This is a genomic window from Pseudomonas salicis, from assembly GCF_057128705.1.
Map to the genome: position 1 here is coordinate 281,332 of NZ_JBSKHU010000007.1, position 17,923 is coordinate 299,254.

At 60.0% G+C, this 17,923-nt stretch carries 15 protein-coding genes; 5 read left to right on the forward strand and 10 right to left on the reverse strand.

What is annotated here, in order from left to right; translation table 11 throughout:
• Nucleotides 1-202: 202 nt before the first annotated feature.
• Nucleotides 203-1,096: a 1-acylglycerol-3-phosphate O-acyltransferase, YihG family gene (locus tag ACWKWE_RS25230; RefSeq protein ID WP_166595663.1), complete on the reverse strand. Its 894-nt coding sequence runs from the start codon at nt 1,094-1,096 to the stop codon at nt 203-205.
• A gap of 195 nt (nt 1,097-1,291) precedes the next feature.
• Between ACWKWE_RS25230 and rloA2 the strand changes: the two genes are divergently transcribed.
• The 4 genes from rloA2 (at nt 1,292) to creD (ending at nt 5,428) form a co-directional block, all read left to right on the forward strand.
• The gene (gene rloA2 / locus ACWKWE_RS25235; RefSeq protein WP_166595662.1) at nt 1,292-1,792 is read left to right on the forward strand and encodes a retropepsin-like aspartic peptidase RloA2; all 501 of its coding nucleotides are present in this window, start codon (nt 1,292-1,294) and stop codon (nt 1,790-1,792) included.
• 76 nt (nt 1,793-1,868) lie between these two features.
• Nucleotides 1,869-2,552, forward strand: a complete 684-nt coding sequence (creB, locus tag ACWKWE_RS25240) for a two-component system response regulator CreB (protein WP_166595661.1) — start codon at nt 1,869-1,871, stop codon at nt 2,550-2,552.
• Entirely contained in the window at nt 2,552-3,967 is a 1,416-nt protein-coding gene (gene creC / locus ACWKWE_RS25245) for a two-component system sensor histidine kinase CreC (protein WP_483852027.1), read from the forward strand. The genes creB and creC overlap by 1 nt, the downstream gene beginning before the upstream one ends.
• Nucleotides 3,968-4,054: 87 nt before the next feature.
• Complete coding sequence (creD, locus tag ACWKWE_RS25250) at nt 4,055-5,428, forward strand: cell envelope integrity protein CreD (RefSeq protein WP_483852028.1); 1,374 nt, start codon at nt 4,055-4,057, stop codon at nt 5,426-5,428.
• 196 nt (nt 5,429-5,624) lie between these two features.
• Here the strand turns inward: creD and ACWKWE_RS25255 are convergent, their stop codons facing one another.
• The 8 genes from ACWKWE_RS25255 to ACWKWE_RS25290 all read right to left on the reverse strand — a co-directional run bounded on the left by ACWKWE_RS25255 (nt 5,625) and on the right by ACWKWE_RS25290 (nt 14,766).
• The gene (locus ACWKWE_RS25255) at nt 5,625-6,239 is read right to left on the reverse strand and encodes a glutathione S-transferase family protein (protein ID WP_166595889.1); all 615 of its coding nucleotides are present in this window, start codon (nt 6,237-6,239) and stop codon (nt 5,625-5,627) included.
• Between the two features lie 98 nt (nt 6,240-6,337).
• Nucleotides 6,338-6,529 (reverse strand): hypothetical protein, encoded by a 192-nt coding sequence (locus tag ACWKWE_RS25260; RefSeq protein ID WP_483852029.1) that lies wholly within the window; start codon nt 6,527-6,529, stop codon nt 6,338-6,340.
• The gene (locus ACWKWE_RS25265) at nt 6,526-7,659 is read right to left on the reverse strand and encodes a PepSY-associated TM helix domain-containing protein (RefSeq protein ID WP_166595657.1); all 1,134 of its coding nucleotides are present in this window, start codon (nt 7,657-7,659) and stop codon (nt 6,526-6,528) included. Before ACWKWE_RS25265 ends, ACWKWE_RS25260 begins: the two co-directional genes overlap by 4 nt.
• A gap of 83 nt (nt 7,660-7,742) precedes the next feature.
• Complete coding sequence (locus ACWKWE_RS25270) at nt 7,743-10,178, reverse strand: TonB-dependent siderophore receptor (protein ID WP_483852030.1); 2,436 nt, start codon at nt 10,176-10,178, stop codon at nt 7,743-7,745.
• Between the two features lie 153 nt (nt 10,179-10,331).
• Nucleotides 10,332-11,315, reverse strand: coding sequence for a FecR domain-containing protein (locus ACWKWE_RS25275; RefSeq protein ID WP_166595888.1), 984 nt, complete (start codon nt 11,313-11,315; stop codon nt 10,332-10,334).
• Between the two features lie 2 nt (nt 11,316-11,317).
• On the reverse strand, nt 11,318-11,836 hold the full coding sequence (locus ACWKWE_RS25280) for an RNA polymerase sigma factor (RefSeq protein ID WP_483852031.1): 519 nt from the start codon (nt 11,834-11,836) through the stop codon (nt 11,318-11,320).
• 265 nt (nt 11,837-12,101) lie between these two features.
• Entirely contained in the window at nt 12,102-12,821 is a 720-nt protein-coding gene (locus ACWKWE_RS25285) for a 3'-5' exonuclease (RefSeq protein WP_483852032.1), read from the reverse strand.
• A gap of 10 nt (nt 12,822-12,831) precedes the next feature.
• Nucleotides 12,832-14,766: a putative nucleotidyltransferase substrate binding domain-containing protein gene (locus tag ACWKWE_RS25290; protein ID WP_166595653.1), complete on the reverse strand. Its 1,935-nt coding sequence runs from the start codon at nt 14,764-14,766 to the stop codon at nt 12,832-12,834.
• Between the two features lie 226 nt (nt 14,767-14,992).
• Between ACWKWE_RS25290 and ACWKWE_RS25295 the strand changes: the two genes are divergently transcribed.
• A complete protein-coding gene (locus ACWKWE_RS25295; protein ID WP_166595652.1) occupies nt 14,993-15,439 on the forward strand; it encodes a response regulator in 447 nt (148 codons plus the stop codon).
• Between the two features lie 243 nt (nt 15,440-15,682).
• Here the strand turns inward: ACWKWE_RS25295 and ACWKWE_RS25300 are convergent, their stop codons facing one another.
• On the reverse strand, nt 15,683-17,860 hold the full coding sequence (locus ACWKWE_RS25300; protein ID WP_483852033.1) for a malate synthase G: 2,178 nt from the start codon (nt 17,858-17,860) through the stop codon (nt 15,683-15,685).
• Nucleotides 17,861-17,923 lie beyond the last annotated feature (63 nt).

A 17,923-nucleotide genomic window follows, 5' to 3' on the forward strand; every position in this document is an offset into this window, starting at 1 on the left:
AATGATCGGCATCGTGCGCACCGCAAGCTTGCTCAGTTGGGCTATTACCGACTGAGCGGATTCTGGTACCCCGCTCGCACCTTCAAGATGAACGGCTCCAGATCTGAAACATGTGAGGTAACAGGCAGGCCCGTCCGGCTGGAGGCGATGGGGTTCGCCAGTGAGGCCGGATTTCCGCGTTCATCGTTCGGGGGGTGATGCATCAGTTCTTAGCGTGATCCCCACGCAACTCAGCAATCCTCGCGTTTTTCTCGTTCCACAGCCGGTTCACCCAGTCCTGCACGTATTCGCGAAACACCGGGTCGTTTTCGTAATCGCCTCGCCACAGGGCGGGGTCGAGTTCGCGGGTTTTGATGTCGATGATGACCCTTGGCACTTGCCCTGAGATCAAGTCCCAAAAACCGGGAATGCGGTCGCCGGGGTACACGACGGTGACGTCCAGCACGGCGTCCAGCTGTTCACCCATCGCGGCCAGCACGAAGGCCACGCCACCGGCCTTGGGGCGGAGCAGGTAGGAGTGGGGCGACGCCTGTTCCGCGTGTTTGGCGGGTGTGAAACGCGTGCCTTCCAGGTAATTCACGATGGTGACGGGCTGGCGCTTGTACAGCTCGCAGGCCTCCTTGGTGATTTCCAGGTCTTTGCCTTTCAGCTCGGGATTCTTCGCCAGGAACGCCTTGGTGTAGCGCTTCATGAACGGGTAGTCGAGCGCCCACCACGCGAGACCGAGAAACGGCACCCAGACCAGCTCTTTCTTGAGAAAGAATTTGAAGAACGGCGTCCGGCGATTCAACGCCTGCACCAGCGCCGGAATGTCGACCCACGATTGATGATTGCTGATCACCAGATACGACGTGTCGTCGCGCAGGCCCTGGTCGCCGTTGATCTCCCAGCGCGTCGGAATGCACAGCTTGAAGATCAGCTTATTGACCTCGGCCCACGTCTCGGCAATCCACATCACCGCCCACGAACAGCGGTCTCGCATCTCGCTCTGGAACACCAGTTTCAGCAGCGCGAAGACCATCAATGGCCCGAACAGCACCAGGGTGTTGAGCAGAAGCAGGAGCGTGACAGCAATTCCGGTGAGCAGGTGACGCATAAATCACTCAGGGTCGAGGGCAGGGGTGGGCATGATAAGCAGCTTGGTTCAGGTAGCCAAATCCGGCCAGCGCTGACAAATGTTTCACTCGGTTATCTATAGCCTGACTTCTTTCTTTGTAAGCGAACGAACCCCAAAGTTGCGGTCTAAAATCGGGCTCGTGCAACGCCCACCCCATTGCGAGGAACCTGTTACGTGAAATCCCTTCTGGCGCTTCTGTCTCTGCTGGCGTTGCCTGTCATGGCCGCCGAACCGACGTTGTACGGTCGCTACGAGTACATTCAGGTTTCGGAGTTCGGCGAAACCTTCAAGGCCAAGATGGACACCGGCGCGCTCACTGCCTCGTTGTCGGCCAAGGACATCGAGCTGTTCAAGCGGGATGGCGATGACTGGGTGCGCTTCCGTCTGGCCACCAAAGACGCTGATAACAAGGTCTACGAACACAAGGTGTCGCGCATCAGCCGCATCAAAGGCCGGTCCGATGGCGATGATGACGATGAGCCGGTCGATCCGACCAAACGCCCGGTGGTGGACCTGGAGCTTTGCCTCGGCAACGTCAAGCGCACCGTCGAGGTGAACCTTGTAGACCGCAGCCATTTCAACTACCCGTTACTGATCGGCGCCAAGGCCTTGCGTGAATTCGGCGCGGCCGTGAACCCGGCCCGTCGTTACACCGCCGACAAGCCCGAGTGCTGATGAAGCCGTAGCGCCGATTGACGTGCGGACCTGATATCCGGCACCGTTCCGGCTTTACGCCAAGTGCTCGGATGCCATGCCCCACATTCTGATTGTCGAAGATGAAGCCGCCATCGCCGATACCCTCGTCTATGCCTTGCAGGGCGAGGGTTTCACCACCACGTGGCAGACGCTGGGGCTGGCGGCCGTCGAGTATCAGCGCGCGACCCCCGCCGATCTGGTCATCCTCGACATCGGTTTGCCCGATATCAGCGGCTTCGAAACCTGCAAGCAACTGCGCCGTTTCACCGAAGTGCCGGTGATGTTTCTGAGTGCTCGCGATGGTGAAATCGACCGGGTGGTGGGGCTTGAAATCGGCGCCGACGATTACGTCGTCAAGCCTTTCAGCCCCCGGGAAGTCACCGCGCGGGTTCGGGCGATTCTCAAGCGTATGTCACCACGCATCGATCCCTCGGCCTCCAGCAATGGTCATTTTTTGATCGACGCGGATCGCGTGCTCATCACCTATCGCGGGCAACCGCTTGGCCTCACGCGTCACGAATTTCGGCTGTTGCAGTGCTTGCTGGAACAACCCCAGCGGGTATTCAGTCGCGAGCAATTGCTCGACGCGTTGGGCGTGCCCAGCGATGCAGGCTATGAGCGCAGCATCGACAGTCACATCAAGAGCGTGCGCGCCAAACTGCGCATGATTGCGCCCGATGCGGAGCCGATCCAGACCCATCGTGGCTTGGGGTACAGCTACAGCCCGGAGCGTAGCTGATGCGCCTGAGCATCCGGATTTTTCTGGTCTATGCGCTGTTCATCGGCCTGACCGGCTATTTCGTGCTCAGTACCGTGATGAAGGAAGTCCGTCCCGGCGTTCGTCAGTCCACAGAGGAAACCTTGGTCGACACGGCCAACCTGCTGGCCGAAGTGCTTCGTGAGGACGTCAAGAACCGCACTTTGAGCCAGAGCCATTTCCCCGAGGTGTTGAAGGCCTACGGTCTGCGTCAGCCGGGCGCAACGATCTGGGGCTTGCCGAAGAATCAGGTCAACAACCGGGTTTACGTGACCGACGCCAAAGGCATCGTGCTGCTCGACTCCAGCGGCGAAGCGGTGGGGCAGGATTACTCGCGCTGGAACGACGTCTACCTGACCTTGCGAGGCGAGTACGGCGCGCGTTCGACGCGCCTCGATCCACACAACCCGGACTCGTCCGTGATGCACGTCGGCGCGCCGATTCGTGACGGCGGGCAGATCATCGGCGTCGTGACCGTCGCCAAACCTAACAGCTCGCTGCAACCCTATGTGGACCGGACCGAGCGACGCTTGCTCTGGTATGGCGCCGGGCTGGTGGTGTTGGGGCTGTTATTCGCCGCGCTGCTGTCGAGTTGGCTGAGCCACGCCTTACGCCGGCTGACGAGCTACGCGCAGGCTGTGAGTGAAGGGCGACGCGCCGAGCTGCCACATTACCGGGGCGGCGAGCTGGCGCAACTCTCACACGCAGTGGAGCACATGCGCACACAGCTTGAGGGCAAGGCCTACGTCGAACGGTATGTGCATACGCTGACTCACGAGCTGAAAAGCCCGTTGGCGGCCATCCGTGGGGCAGCGGAGTTACTTCACGAAGACATGCCCTCCGAGCAACGTCGGCGTTTCATCAGCAACATCGACAACGAGAGCGCACGGATGCAGCAGTTGATCGAGCGACTCCTGAACCTGGCGATGGTCGAGCAACGCCAGGCGCTGGAAGAGTCTGTCAGCGTACCTGTTGCGGAATTGATCGATGACGTTCTCGCGGCTCAAAGTGGGCGCATTGAGCGCAAACGGCTGAAGATCGAGCAGTCGATTGGGCCGGACGTCAGCGTCACGGGCGAACGTTTTCTGTTACGTCAGGCGTTCGCCAATCTGGTGGAGAACGCGCTGGACTTCACTCCGGGCGAGGGCACATTGCGCTTCTCTGCCGAGCGAGAGGGTGAGCGGCTGCGTGTCAGTCTGTTCAACAGCGCCGAAGCCATTCCCGACTACGCACTGCCTCGCCTGAGTGAGCGCTTTTATTCACTGCCAAGGCCTGACAGCGGCCGTAAAAGCACGGGGCTTGGACTCAATTTCGTTGAGGAAGTGGTGCAGCTGCACGGCGGTGAACTGCACATTGGAAATGTTGAAGGCGGCGTTCTGGTGAGCGTTCTTCTGTAGCCGATCTCCACACAAACTCCACATTCACCCCATCATTCCTCCACACGGGCTTCTCACACTCTTCCTATCGAAAACCGGGAGAGTCACATGAACAAAGGCGTGTCGTTGTACAAACTGGGGATGATCGGGCTGCTGATGCTGCTCTTGTTGATCCCGCTGATGATGATCAACGGGATCATTCAGGACCGGCAGAGTCGGCGCAACGTTGTGATCCACGACATCGCTCGCAGTTCCAGTTATAGCCAGCAACTGACCGGCCCCGTGCTGATCGTGCCGTATCGCAGGACCGTTCAGGCGTCTCGCCGCAGCGAGGTCACTCAACAACGTTACGAGGAGCCTGTCGAAGAGCGAGGGCGGCTGTATTTTCTCCCCGATGAATTCACCCTCAACGGCAAGGTGCAGACCGAGGTGCGCGCTCGGGGTATTTACGAGGCGCGGCTCTACCATGCGACCAACACGATCGCGGGCAATTTCGTTTTGCCTGAACGTTTCGGGTTAGGCGACGAATACAAGAATTACCATTTCGACGAGCCGTTCCTGGCGGTGGGTATCAGCGATGTTCGTGGCATCGAAAATGATCTGAAGCTGAACCTTGACGGCAAGACATTCGATTTCGTGCCGGGCACCGATGTTCCGCTGCTCGGCGAAGGCGTCAGGGTCATGCTACCGGCGGAAGACGGCGCTGAGAAAACGACACTGAATTTCGCCTTCGACCTGCGCCTGCAAGGCACCGGGCAGCTTCAGGTCACGCCCGTCGGCAAATCCAGCCGCGTGGAGCTTTCTGCGGATTGGCCGCACCCCAGCTTCATCGGCAATTTCCTGCCCAGCGCTCGCAACGTGTCCGACACGAATTTCAATGCCACTTGGGAAACCTCATTCTTCTCAACTAATTTGCAGGACATTCTTAATCGCTGCCCGGCGTCGAAAGTCTGCACTGAGCTCACGTCACGCAGCTTTGGCGTCAGCTTCATCTCGCCGGTCGATCAATACCTCAAGGCAGATCGCTCGATCAAATACGCGCTGCTGTTCATCGCGCTGACGTTTGCCGGTTTCCTGCTGTTCGAAGTGCTCAAGGGGCTGGCCGTGCACCCGGTTCAATACGCCCTGGTCGGTGCGGCGCTGGCGCTGTTTTACCTGTTGCTGTTGTCGCTGTCGGAGCACATCGGCTTTGGAGTCGCCTATCTGATCTCGGCAACGGTCTGCGTCGCGCTCATCAGCTTTTATGTCTCCCACGTGCTGGGTAGCGTGGCGCATGGGACGGGGTTCGGCATTGGGCTGGGCACGTTGTACGCGCTGCTTTATGGGTTGCTCAGCGCCGAAGATTACGCATTGCTGATGGGCTCGTTGCTGTTGTTCGGCTTGTTGGTGGTGTTCATGGTGCTGACCCGCAAACTTGATTGGTACGCCATCGCTCAGCGACCGGCCAAACCCGTCGTAGCCTCCTCGGAGGTGGCCCAATGAGTCACTGGCTAGGGTTGCGGGAGGATCAGCGGATGGGCCGTGGGCTTTCCAGGGAAATCGGCCGTTGGCTGACGCTGGATATCTGTGGGAGTGAATGTACACGCGAGAGGCGGGTACATCCGACGGGTTTGCGTGGACCCCACCTTACTTCGCGAATGAATTCGCTGCCACAGGGTCCGCTTGAGCTGCAGAAAGACTAAGCGGGTGGCTGGGTCTCCAGCATCGATGGACGCTGGCTGACCTCGTAATACCAGCTGGCCAGGCGGGGATAGGTGCTGCGCCAGCCCAGGTCGGGTTGGCGGAAGTCCAGATAGCCCAACCCGCTGGCGAGGCTGATCGACGCGATGTCGAAACGCGCACTCAGCTCAGTTACCGCTTCGGTTTCGAAATAGGAAAGCGATCGGGCGATTTTTTCGCTCTGGTTTTCGAGCCAGTCATTCCACTGTTTCTCCTCGGGGCGAAGAAAGGTCTCGTAGCGGATCAATACAGCTGCGTCGAGAATCGCGTCGGCCAGTGACGCCAGTGTCAAGCGTCGCCAGCGCGACGGGCCTTCGCGGGGGATCAGCGGGTTACCGACGTGTTGATGGTCCAGATAGTCGAGGATCACCCGGCTGTCGTGGATGACATTGTCGTCAGCGAGGACCAGCGCGGGGATTTTGCCGGAAGGGTTGTCATGACACACCTCGGCATTGGGATTGACGGGCGTGACATTGACCGGCTTGAGGTGAACTCTCCCTGTCTGTCCCGTTTCGTGGAGCAGAATCAGCACCTTGCGCGAGAACGGCGAGGCCGGGTTGAAATACAGCGTCATGCTGGGGGACATGGACATTCCTCTGAGCGAACTGGACCTAAGACTAGTCAGGGCCAGTGCCCCGCGCAATGTTCTACCGGGTTTCGCTGGATCGGCAGTCAAGCCCGTCGCCGCACCATCAATCCCTTGAGGCTTAACCAGGCCGGAATGCCCATGCCGACCCATGACAGCACGTCCCACGCGCCATCACCCAGCAGCGCGGCGAACAGGCCGGCGGCGGTGAGCGCGGCGATCCATGTCGGTTTGGCGAAAGTCTTCCAGAACCCCGAATGCTTCCTGTGCCGGGTCATGCTGCCTCCACTGCCTGACGAACATTAGCCGTTGTCGCCGCTTTGCGCCGCACCCACCACAGGTACACGCCGCTGCCCAGCACGATGATGGTCAGCACATCCAGCACGCCCCACAGGATTTTCATCGGCATGCCGCCGTAATCGCCGAAGTGGAGCGGTTGCGACAGCAGTAGCGCGTCCATGTACCACGGGCTACTGACGATGGCCGTGACGGTCAGGTCTTTCGCGTCGATCAGCACGGGTGTCAGCAAGTGCGAGGTCAGGTGCGTGTCGCCCTTCATGAACACTGAGTAGTGGTGCTCGCTGGAAAAGCGCGAGCCGGGAAACGCGATAAACGAAGGCTCAGCGCCCGGCACCGTGGTCTTGGCGATGTCCAGTAAGCGCGTGGCGGGTGCGCGGTCGGTCAGCGGCGGTGCGTCCTTGTAGGGCGCGACCATCGCGGCGAGTGAGTCGTTGCGCCATTGCGCGATCACCAGGTCTGCGCAGGCGTTGAGCACGCCGGTGATGCCGACCACGGTGGCCCACGTCAGGGTCACTACACCAATGAGGTTGTGCAGATCGAGCCAGCGCACGCGCGTCGATTTGTTCGGGCGCACGGTGGCGAAATCCAGTCGGCGCATGAACGGCGCATACAGCACTACGCCTGAAATAATCGCTAATACAAAAAGCAGCCCCATGAAGGCGAGTAGCAGCTTTCCGGGCAGCCCGGCGTACATGTCCACATGCAAACGCAGCATCACCATCATGAAACCGCCGTTGGCTGACGGTGTTTCAACCGCTTCGCCGGTGCGGGCGTCGAGCATGAAAGTATGGGTATCGTTGGGGTCGCCACCCGCTGTCTTGCCCATGTACGCATAGATGCCGTTGGGCTCGTCTTCGTCCCAGCCGAAGTATTGGACGACCTCGCCGGGGCGATGGGCTTCGGCGGCTTTTACCAGTTGCTGGAGGTCCATGCGCGGCGTATCGGCGGGCATTTCCTTGATTTCAGGGGCATCGCCGAGCAGGTGATCGATCTCATGATGAAACACCAGCGGCAGGCCGGTGATCGACAGCATCAGCAGAAACAGCGTGCAAATCAGGCTGCTCCACGTGTGGATGAACGACCAGCGGCGGATGGTTTGGCTCTTCATGGGGCGGGTACCGAGTTTAAGCGAAAGCAAAAGGGCCGCTGTTGCGAGCGGCCCTTGTTGTACAGTTTCGAGAGTTTAAACGATTACCATTTGTAGTCCACGCTTGCGAGCACGCTGCGGCGATCACCGAAGTAGCAATAGAAGCCGTCGCACGTGGAAATGTATTCCTTGTCGAACACGTTGTTCGCGTTCACCGAGACGCTCACGCCTTTGAGGGAGTTGTTCATGCGACCGAGGTCGTAATGAACGGCCGCGTCATAGACGGTGTAAGCATTGCTGTGACCGTAGTTCGAGTCAGCAACGAAGCCGTAGCTGCCAATGGCAATGTTGTCGGTTTCGCCGATGTAGCGTGCACCGAAGCCCAGACCGAAGCCGTCGAGCAGCCCGGTATGCCAGGTGTAGTCGCCCCAGATGGAAGCAGCGTTTTCAGGCGTCAGCGGCAGTGGACGGTTCTTGTCCAGCGGATCGGTAACTTTGGTCATCTTGCTGTTGGCGTAGGTGTACGACGCGGTCACTTTCAGGTTGTCGGTGACGTTACCGACGGCTTCCAGTTCGAAACCCCGTACTTTCGCTTCACCCAGAGGACGCTGCACGCCCAGTGTGTCGCTCAGCACGATGTCGCGACGGGTCAGGTCGTAAGCAGCGGCTGTGAACAGCAGGTCGGTGCCCGGAGGCTGGTACTTGATCCCCGCTTCGTACTGCTTGCCAGTGCCCGGCTTGAAGGCGTTGCCATTGGCGCCACCTTGTTCTGCCTGGAACGACTCGGCGTAGGAAACGTAAGGAGTAAAGCCCGAGTCGAAGACATAGCTCAGTGCCGCGTTGCCGGTGAAGGCGCTGTCGGTGCGGTCATCAGACTGATTGGTGTTGTAGAACTTGGACTCGGTCTTGAGCAGGTCTTGACGACCGCCCAGGGTCAGGCGCCAGTTGTCCAGGGCCATCTGGTCCTGAAAGTAGGCACCGACGTCGTCCGTTTTCTGGTTGTAGTTCTGGAACGCCGTGTAAGCGACTTTGCTGAAGTCCTGACCATAGATCGGCGTGATGATGTTGCTGTTTGGCGCGCTGCCGAACAACCACTTGTAGTTGTGGTTGATGCGCTGGTAATCCAGCCCCAGCAGCAAGGTGTGCTTGAGCGCGCCAGTGTCGAAGTCAGCCTGGAAGTTGTTGTCCAGCGCAAACTGGCTCATGTCTTCGTTCACGACGTTGGCGCCGCGGGAAAGTGTGCCGTCGTCCGCCACCGAGCCGAAGAAGCCGCCTGCGGTAATGGTGTGGAATTCCAGATCACTTTTCGTGTAGCGCAGGTTTTGCTTGAACTGCCAGACGTCGTTCAGGCGCGTTTCGAAGGCATAACCCAGTGCGTAATAGGTTTTGTCGTAGTTTTCCCAGTGCGGATCGCCCAGGTTCTCGTGGTATTTCACATGACCGGCGGCCGACGGGTATTTGGTGCCCTGGATCGGCAAGAACTGGCTGGTGCTGCCGGTATCGTCGCGGTTGAACTGGCTGAGGAACGTCAGCTTGGTGTCCGGGTTGATGTTCCACGTCAGGCTCGGCGCAATGTTGTAGCGCTTGTCGTCAATGTGATCGACGGTCGTGCCGCTGTCGCGGACCACACCGCTGACGCGGTATTCAAACGTGTCCGCGTCGTCGATTTTGCCGGTGCTGTCGAAGCTGATCTGCTTGCGGTTGTAGCTGCCGACCTGAGCCTGAATCTCATGGCTGGCTTCAGCTTGCGGGCGACGACTGACCATGTCGATCATGCCGCCCGGAGGCGTTTGGCCGTAAACCGAAGAGGCCGGGCCGCGCAGCACGGCAACGCGCTCCAGGTCCCAGGTTTCCATTTTCGGCATGACGTAGGCGCCTTTCGGCAGCGGCAGGCCATCGAGGAACTGAGTCGGCTCGAAACCGCGGATTTTCAGCCATTCTGCGCGGCTGTCGCTGCCGTAGCTGCTGGCGACCACCCCCGGCATGTAACGCACGGCGTCGTCGAGGTTTTGAACGGCGCGGTCCTGCATTTGCTGGCGCGTGGCAACGGAGATAGAACGCGGTGCCTCGGCCAGCGCGGTATCCGTTTTGGTGCCCGCAGCGGTGCGAGTGGCGGCATAACCCTCAGCCGGACCCCATGCGCTTTCAAACCCGTCCTGGCGACCTTGAATGCTGGTTTCCGGAAGCGCCATCACGCCTTCTGGCGCGGCGATCACGCTGTACGTGCCCGCTGACGTCTGGCTCAGTTGCAGGCCCGTGCCACGCAACGCCTGGGCCATGGCGCCCGGCGCATCGAACTGACCCTGAACCGGCGCCGACGTGCGACCCGCTGCCAGCGACGGGTCCAGCGACAGCGCGACGCCCGCCTGGCTGGCAATCTGGGTCAGAGTCGTGGACAGCGATGCCGCAGGCAGGTTGTACGGACGAACGCTGGCCGCCTGCGAGGCGGCCATGACGTGCGTGCTTGCCAACGGAACGGTCAGAGCAACGGCGACAGCCAACAAGCTCGGTCGCAGAAGGGTTTGAAGCGTGCGGGACATGGGCGGCTCCTGAGTGGAATTGTTCTCAATGCCTATGTGCCGCACGAGATTTCAAAAGTGATAGGGCCGAATCGAAAATAATTTAGATTTACAATTTCGCAGGTTCACCAGGTGTACAAAGGCTAAGCCCTGTGAAAGCGAATTGCCTTTGACCTACAGCTTGCGGGTCTGCCTCGCATCATTGGCCACCACCGTCACCCACCAGTGCGTGCGCGCTTCGATGGCCACGGGCAGGGTGGGCATCAGGGCCTTCAGGGCGAGGTCGGTGTCGTTCAGCGGGAAGCTGCCGGTGATTCTCAGATCAGCCACTTCCGGCGCCACGCTCAAAAAACCTGCCCTGTATCGGCCAATTTCCGCGATGACGTCCTTGAGCGCGGCGTTGTCCACTACGAGCATGCCGCGCATCCACGCGTCTGCACCGGGCGCAATCGCGACCATCGGCCCCAGGCTGTGGCGCTGGATCAGCATTTGCTGACCCTCACGCAAAATCATCTCGTTGTCGGACGCCTGGGGATGAGCCGCCACGGCGGATTGCAGCACGCTCACCAAGGTGCCGTCGTCCCGGCGCTTGACCAGAAATTTCGTACCCAGCGCCCGCATCTGGCCTTCGTCGGTTTCGACGATAAAAGGCCGTGGGTCTTCGTGGCTGCCGGTTTCGACGAAGATTTCGCCTTCCTGAAGAATGACCCGACGTTGTTTGGCGTCGAACTTCACGTCCAAAGCGCTATGGGTGTTGAGTCGAATGAGAGTGTTGTCTGAAAGCCGAATGGTGCGCTGCTCGCCGGTCGCGGTGCGTTGGTCCGCCAGCCAATAATTCATCGGTAAAAAGCGGTCACCCAAGAACAGCGTCAAACCAAGAGCAAGGACAAAACCCGCTACCCCGCGACCGACTTTGCGCATCTGTCGGCCAACGCCTTCACGCGAACGCAGAAGCGCCGAACGGGCAGGCCCGGTGGCGCGTACGAATCGCTGATCGAGCATGCCCAGTTGCGACCATGCCCGGGCGTGTTCTTCGCTGGCGGCGTACCATTTGGCAAACTCTTCCCGCTCGGCTTCGCTGCCTTGTCCGCAGTCCAGGCAAAGCTGCCAGGCGATCGCGGCGTCCAGCACGTGCGATGAAACCGGGCGCGTCGGAATGCTCATATCGGCTCGCCATAGAGGGCGACATAGCACTGACGCATGCCTTGGGCGAGGTATTGCCGGACGCGAGGAACAGAAACGCCGACCTTTTCCGCGATCTCGGCGTGGCTCAGGCCATCCAGACGGTTATAGAGGAACGCTGCCCGCGCCTTGCTCGACAGCTTGCCGAGCATGCGGTCGATGGCTTTGAGGTCTTCGAGGATGAGTTGCTGCTCTTCGAGCGAAGGGTGTTCGGCTTCGGGAATCAGCATCAACTCACTGAGGTAGGCCTGTTCCAGCGCTGCACGCCGGAAGTAATCGAACAGCAGACCCTTGGCGACCTGCACGAGAAATGCCCTGGGTTCGCGCGGCACTTCCAGTTGCTCGCGCCCCAGAAGGCGAATGAAGGTGTCCTGGCTCAAGTCCTCGGCACGGTGCGGGCAGGCGACGTTGCGCTTTAGCCAGGCCAGCAACCAGCTGCGATGGTCGCGATAGAGCGTTCCGACAAGCTGATGTTGAGGACTTTGGAGTGACGACACGTACGCACCGAAGAGAACAAAGTAACTAACGAGAATTATTCGCGATTGTGTCAGAGCGCGTCGGTGCTGGCAATTGGCGCCGATCGGATTGGGCTGAGCGGTTGCTGTAGGAAATGGCGAGAGAGGATGTGCGAAACGAACTGTAGGAGCGAATTCATTCGCAAGGCGGTGGTAGATCCGACCTTCTTTATCGTCTGAAACATCTTTCGCGAATGAATTCGCTCTCACAGGGAAGCACCTGTTCAGCCAGGCGACGTGTTCTCACTCAAAAAGAATGCGACTGCTGCCGACGCCGCCACTTCGCCAGACCTTGCTCAAGCAGCAATGGACTGTCCATTTCCTGCCGTCGCGCATGGCTCATCAGGATCAGCGCCAGTTCGGCCGTGACGAGCGCGTCGGCACTGGCGTGATGGCGCTCCTCGGCATGCAGTCCGAAAAAGCCGGTCCAGTCGTCCAGCCCCGCCTGCCGCAAACAGGCTTGGGGACAAAGCAGGGGTGCGATGTCCGCCACGTCTAAAAACGGGTGCTGCAGCTTGTAGCCGAGGCTTTCCTTTAATGCGCGCCCGAGCATGTGCTGGTCGAAGGGCGCATGAAACGCCAGCATTGGGCTGTCTCCCACGAAGTCCATGAAATCCAGCAGTGCTTCGACCGGCTCGCTGCCCGCCGCAATCGCACTCGGCCCCAAACCGTGGATCAACACGCTGGGACTGAGTTTGTGATCGGGGCGCAGCAGGGTGCGCTCGAATTGCTGACCCAGGTCGATGGCGCCGTCTTCGATCACCACCGCGCCAATCGACAGCACTTCATCGCGGCTCATGTTCAGGCCGCTGGTCTCAAGGTCCATCACTACCCAGCGTTGTTTGCGCAGCGAATCAGCCCTCAGCGCAGCAGCTCGGGGGAGGTTGCTCAACCGCTCTGTCTGTTCGGCAGTGAGATCAGGCGCCTTGGTGCGTTTGGGTGGCTTGAGCCACTGGAACAGGTTCATGGCAAGTCGCTTAGAGTTGGTAACGCAGGGTCAGACTGGATTGCAGGCGCTGTGCCTGTCGGAACGACTCGCGCAGGATGCGACGATCCAGATGATTGAGCACATCCGGGTCGATCCGGTTTGAATACGGCAGGTTTTGTCGGCTCTGCTGTTGGTGCTGCTGCATTCTGGTTTGCTGAATGAAGTGATAGGCCTCTTCATACGCCGCGCCGTCCAGGGGGTCGATCACTTCCTTCGTGACCAGTTGGCGCAGCCGTTCGAGGGTGTTGTTGGCGGCGATGCCGTTCGCCAATGCCAGCAGCCGTGCCCCGTCGACGAAGGGAGTCAGGCCTTGGGTCTTGAGGTCCAGCGTGTCCTTTTCGCTGCCTTTGCGCGCCACGACGAAATCCTTGAAGCGCCCGACTGGAGGCCGCTGGCGCAACGCGTTGTCGGCCAGCATGCGCTGGAAGAGTTTGTTGTCGGCAACCTGCGCCAGAATGCTCTGGCGCAATTGCTCGCCACCGCTTTCGTCGCCCCAGACCACCCGCAGGTCGAAATAAATGCTGGAAGACAGCAGGTTTTCCGGCGTTGCCTCGCGAATGAACGCGCCAAACCGCCGCGCCCATTCGACCCGAGACAGGCAAAGCTCGGGGTTGCTGGCCATGATCCCGCCCTTGCACAGCGCAAAGCCGCACAGCGCCAGACTCTGGTTGATGCGTTCGGCAATCGGCAGCAGACGCCCGCGTATTTCAGCGGCTTCGGCGGCGTCCTTGGCTTCGAACAGAATGCCGTTGTCCTGATCGGTGTACAGCGTCTGTTCGCGGCGGCCTTCGCTGCCGAAACACAGCCAACTGAACGGCACGCCGGGGTCGCCTTTTTCTTCCAGCGTCAGCTCGATGACCCGGCAGACCATGTGGTCGTTGAGCAGCGTGATGATCTGGGTGATCTGTGTCGACGAGGCGCCGTGGGCCAGCATGCGATCCACGAGTTGCACGATGTCGCCGCGCATGTTGCTCAGCGAATCGATACGCGGGGCGCTGCGAATGGTCCGCGCCAAGTGCACCAGGTCCACCCGTTGCAGGGAGAACAAATCGCGCTCGGAGACCACGCCGCACAGGCGCTGATCCTTGACCAGACACACATGGGCAATGTGCCGCTCGGTCATGGCAATGGCGGCGTCGAAGGCGCTGGCGTCGGGACTTAAGTAGAAGGGCGCCTGGATCATGCTGTGCCGGATCGGCCCGCCGAAGTCAGCGTTCACGTCGGCGACCACTTGGCGCAAGTCGCGCAGCGTGAAAATCCCCAAGGGCGCTTTGTCTTCATCAACGATCACGATGCTGCCGACCTGTTGTTCATCCATCTGCTTCACGGCTTCGCGCAGCGGGGTGTCCGGCGAGCAGGTTACGGGGTGACGCATCGCCAATTCGCCCAGGCGGGTGTTCAACGAGTATTGCGTGCCGAGTGTTTCCACGGCCTTCTGCTTTACTTGCTGATTCACCTGTTCAAGCAAGCTGCTGACGCCCCGCAACGCAAAATCTCGAAAGACGCTGGAGAGCGCGAAGAGTTTGATGAAAGCCTGTTTGTTCAGTTGCAGGCAGAACGTGTCTTCGGCCGCCAGATGCTCGGTGCGCGTGGCCCGTTCGCCCAGCAGGGCGGCGAGGGGGAAACATTCGCCGGTGGTGATTTCAAAGGTGGTTTCGGTGCCGCCCTTCGCGGAATGCGGGCGTTCCCCGACGACGCGACCCTGTTTGACGATATAGAAGTGCTCTACTGGCCCATCGCCAGGCTTGATGATGCTCTCATCCGTAGCGTAGAAACGCAGCTGGCACTGTTCCACCAGATAGGCAAGGTGGGCGCTTTCCATCTGATTGAATGGCGGGAATTTTTGCAGGAACTGCATCGTGCCGTGAATGTTTTGCAGCACGGCTGTCTTGCCTGCCTGGGTGAAAGCGTCCGCTTTGCTCATGACCGATACCGCTTGTTTTTATGGCTCCATGGTCGACCGCTTATCGGGCAGTGCCCATTGGACGTAAGTCTTAGGTCGCATAAAAGGCGTTGGAGTGCGAGGGAGCGTGGTGTAAAACCGCATCACGCAGGTGGCCGAAATGGCCAGGCATGAAGCCGACAAAGTGCGCAGCGTATTCAGTCTGTTTGCGCTGTCAGAATGAAGTCGACGGGAAAATGAGACGGGTATGTTCGATCACGACATTTTGAGTGATGAAGAGCGCGAAGCCCTCAATGAGGTCATGATGGCGCCGCCATCACAATCGCCACAACGGGTATTGATCGTCGATGACGACAAGGATGCTCGGGAAATTCTTGCCGAGATCCTCAGCCTCAACGACATCAGCTGCATTACCGCCGCAGGCGGGACCAGTGCCATGCACCTGCTGCAAACCCGACCGTCCATTGCGCTGCTGATCACCGATCTGCGGATGGCGCCGTGCGACGGGCTGGACCTGATCCGACAGGTGAGGGATTCCGACCGCGCTGCCTTGCCGATCATCATCGTCTCGGGCGACGCCCATGTGCGCGACGCCATCGACGCGATGCACCTGAGTGTCGTGGATTTTCTGCTCAAGCCGATTAACACCAAGCAGCTGTTGAGGCTGGTGAAGCGGGAATTGGGGATGTCGTGAAGGTGGAGAGTTCCCTCTGTAGGCGCGAACGACTCAAGTATTGAGGTGCTGCCGGACTTTGTGGGAGCGAATTCATTCGCGAAGCAATTTCACATTCGATGGAGATGCTTCGAATGTGCCGGCCTCTCGCGAATGAATTCGCTCCCACAGGTTGATCTGCATTCTTCAGAGCGACCGCGCAACGATGGGAATAAAAAAGGCGGTGTGTCCTGCGACACACCGCCTTTTTGGTTTGGCGCCCTTTTACAGCCCGTTCTTCGCCTTGAACTCCCGGCGACGGCGGTGCAGCACCGGCTCGGTATAGCCGTTCGGCTGTTTTGTGCCTTCAATCACCAGTTCGACCGCTGCCTGGAAGGCGATGTTGCTGTCGAAGTCCGGTGCCAGTGGGCGGTACAGCGCATCGCTGGCGTTCTGACGGTCCACCACCGGCGCCATGCGCTTGAGGCTTTCCAGCACCTGCGCCTCGCTCACAACGCCATGACGCAGCCAGTTGGCAATGTGCTGACTGGAGATTCGCAGTGTCGCGCGGTCTTCCATCAGGCCAACGTCATTGATATCCGGCACCTTCGAGCAACCCACACCCTGATCGATCCAGCGCACCACGTAGCCGAGGATGCCCTGGGAGTTGTTGTCCAGCTCGTTCTGGATCTCCTCAGGCGTCCAGTTCGTGTTCGGCGCCAGCGGGATGGTCAGAATGTCATCGACCGACGCCGGTGCACGTTGAGCCAGTTCGGCCTGACGGGCGAACACATCGACCTTGTGATAGTGCAGCGCATGCAGGGCGGCCGCAGTTGGCGACGGGACCCATGCCGTGTTGGCACCGGCCAGCGGGTGAGCGATTTTCTGCTCCAGCATCGCGGCCATCAAATCCGGCATGGCCCACATCCCTTTACCGATTTGCGCGCGCCCTTGCAGGCCGCACTTCAAGCCAATATCGACGTTGGAGTTCTCGTAGGCACCGATCCATTTTTCAGCCTTCATCTGCGCCTTGCGCACGACGGGGCCTGCTTCCATGGAAGTGTGAATCTCGTCGCCAGTGCGGTCCAGGAAGCCGGTGTTGATGAACACCACGCGCTCGCTGGCCGCTTTGATGCACGCCTTGAGGTTCACTGTCGTACGGCGTTCCTCGTCCATGATCCCGACTTTCAGCGTGTTGCGCGGCAGGCTCAGCACATCTTCGATGCGACCGAACAGCTCGTTTGTGAATGCCACTTCTTCGGGGCCGTGCATCTTCGGTTTGACGATGTACAGCGAGCCTGCGCGGCTATTGGCGCGCGAGGTGTTGCCCTTGAGGTTGTGGATCGCCGCGAGGCTGGTCAGCAGGCCGTCGAGAATGCCTTCCGGCACCTCATTGCCCTGATTGTCGAGGATGGCGTCGATGGTCATCAGGTGACCGACGTTGCGCACGAACAGCAGCGAACGGCCGTGCAGCGTCACCGGCTCGCCTTTTGGTGAGGTGTAGACGCGGTCCGGGTTCATGGTGCGGGTAAAGCTGGCGCCGCCCTTGGTGACTTCTTCAGACAGATCGCCTTTCATCAGGCCCAGCCAATTGCGGTAGACCACGACTTTGTCGTCAGCATCGACGGCCGCGATGGAGTCTTCGCAGTCCATGATGGTGGTCAGCGCGGCTTCCATCAGCACGTCTTTGATGCCCGCTGCGTCGGTCTGGCCGACAGGGCTGGTGGCGTCGATCTGGATTTCGAAGTGCAGGCCGTTGTGCTTGAGCAGGAGGGCGGTCGGTGCCGAGGCGTCGCCCTGGAAGCCGATCAGTTGCGCGTCGTCACGCAGGCCGGTGTTGCTGCCGCCTTTCAGGCCGACGATCAAAACGCCGTCGACGATCTTATAGCTGGTGGAATCAACGTGGGAGCCCGCGGCCAGTGGCGCCGCCTCGTCCAGGAAGGCTCGGGCGAAGGCGATGACCTTGTCGCCGCGGACCTTGTTGTAGCCTTTGCCTTTTTCAGCGCCGCCAGCTTCAGAGATGGCGTCTGTGCCATACAGCGCGTCGTACAGCGAACCCCAGCGGGCGTTCGATGCATTCAACGCGAAGCGGGCGTTCATCACCGGGACCACCAGTTGCGGGCCGGCCATGGAGGCGATTTCTTCATCGACGTTTTGCGTCGTGATCTGGAAGTCCGCCGCTTCTGGCAGCAGATAACCGATTTCCTGCAGGAACGCCTTGTAAGCAACGGCGTCGTGGGCCTTGCCCGCATTGGACTGGTGCCAGGCATCGATGCGCGCCTGGAAGTCGTCACGTTTGGCGAGCAGGGCTTTGTTCTTCGGTGCCAGCTCGTGGATGAGCGCGTCGGCACCGGCCCAGAACGCCGAGGCTTCAATACCGGTTCCGGGAATGGCTTCGTTGTTCACGAAATCCAGAAGGATCTTGGCGACCTTAAGGCCACCGACTTGAACGTGTTCAGTCATTGCTTGCCTCACTCTGCTCAGCTATCCGCGCCTCTTGGCGCTTTCTTGTTAAAGCCACCGACA

Excerpts from the sequence above, each read along its gene's own strand:
- ACWKWE_RS25270 (WP_483852030.1), bottom strand. The coding sequence starts at position 10,178 with ATGTCCCGCACGCTTCAAACCCTTCTGCGACCGAGCTTGTTGGCTGTC.
- ACWKWE_RS25285 (WP_483852032.1), bottom strand. The coding sequence starts at position 12,821 with ATGAACCTGTTCCAGTGGCTCAAGCCACCCAAACGCACCAAGGCGCCT.
- ACWKWE_RS25265 (WP_166595657.1), bottom strand. The coding sequence starts at position 7,659 with ATGAAGAGCCAAACCATCCGCCGCTGGTCGTTCATCCACACGTGGAGC.
- creB (WP_166595661.1), top strand. The coding sequence starts at position 1,869 with ATGCCCCACATTCTGATTGTCGAAGATGAAGCCGCCATCGCCGATACC.
- creC (WP_483852027.1), top strand. The coding sequence starts at position 2,552 with ATGCGCCTGAGCATCCGGATTTTTCTGGTCTATGCGCTGTTCATCGGC.
- ACWKWE_RS25300 (WP_483852033.1), bottom strand. The coding sequence starts at position 17,860 with ATGACTGAACACGTTCAAGTCGGTGGCCTTAAGGTCGCCAAGATCCTT.
- ACWKWE_RS25260 (WP_483852029.1), bottom strand. The coding sequence starts at position 6,529 with ATGACCCGGCACAGGAAGCATTCGGGGTTCTGGAAGACTTTCGCCAAA.
- ACWKWE_RS25255 (WP_166595889.1), bottom strand. The coding sequence starts at position 6,239 with ATGACGCTGTATTTCAACCCGGCCTCGCCGTTCTCGCGCAAGGTGCTG.
- ACWKWE_RS25230 (WP_166595663.1), bottom strand. The coding sequence starts at position 1,096 with ATGCGTCACCTGCTCACCGGAATTGCTGTCACGCTCCTGCTTCTGCTC.
- ACWKWE_RS25290 (WP_166595653.1), bottom strand. The coding sequence starts at position 14,766 with ATGAGCAAAGCGGACGCTTTCACCCAGGCAGGCAAGACAGCCGTGCTG.
- ACWKWE_RS25295 (WP_166595652.1), top strand. The coding sequence starts at position 14,993 with ATGTTCGATCACGACATTTTGAGTGATGAAGAGCGCGAAGCCCTCAAT.
- creD (WP_483852028.1), top strand. The coding sequence starts at position 4,055 with ATGAACAAAGGCGTGTCGTTGTACAAACTGGGGATGATCGGGCTGCTG.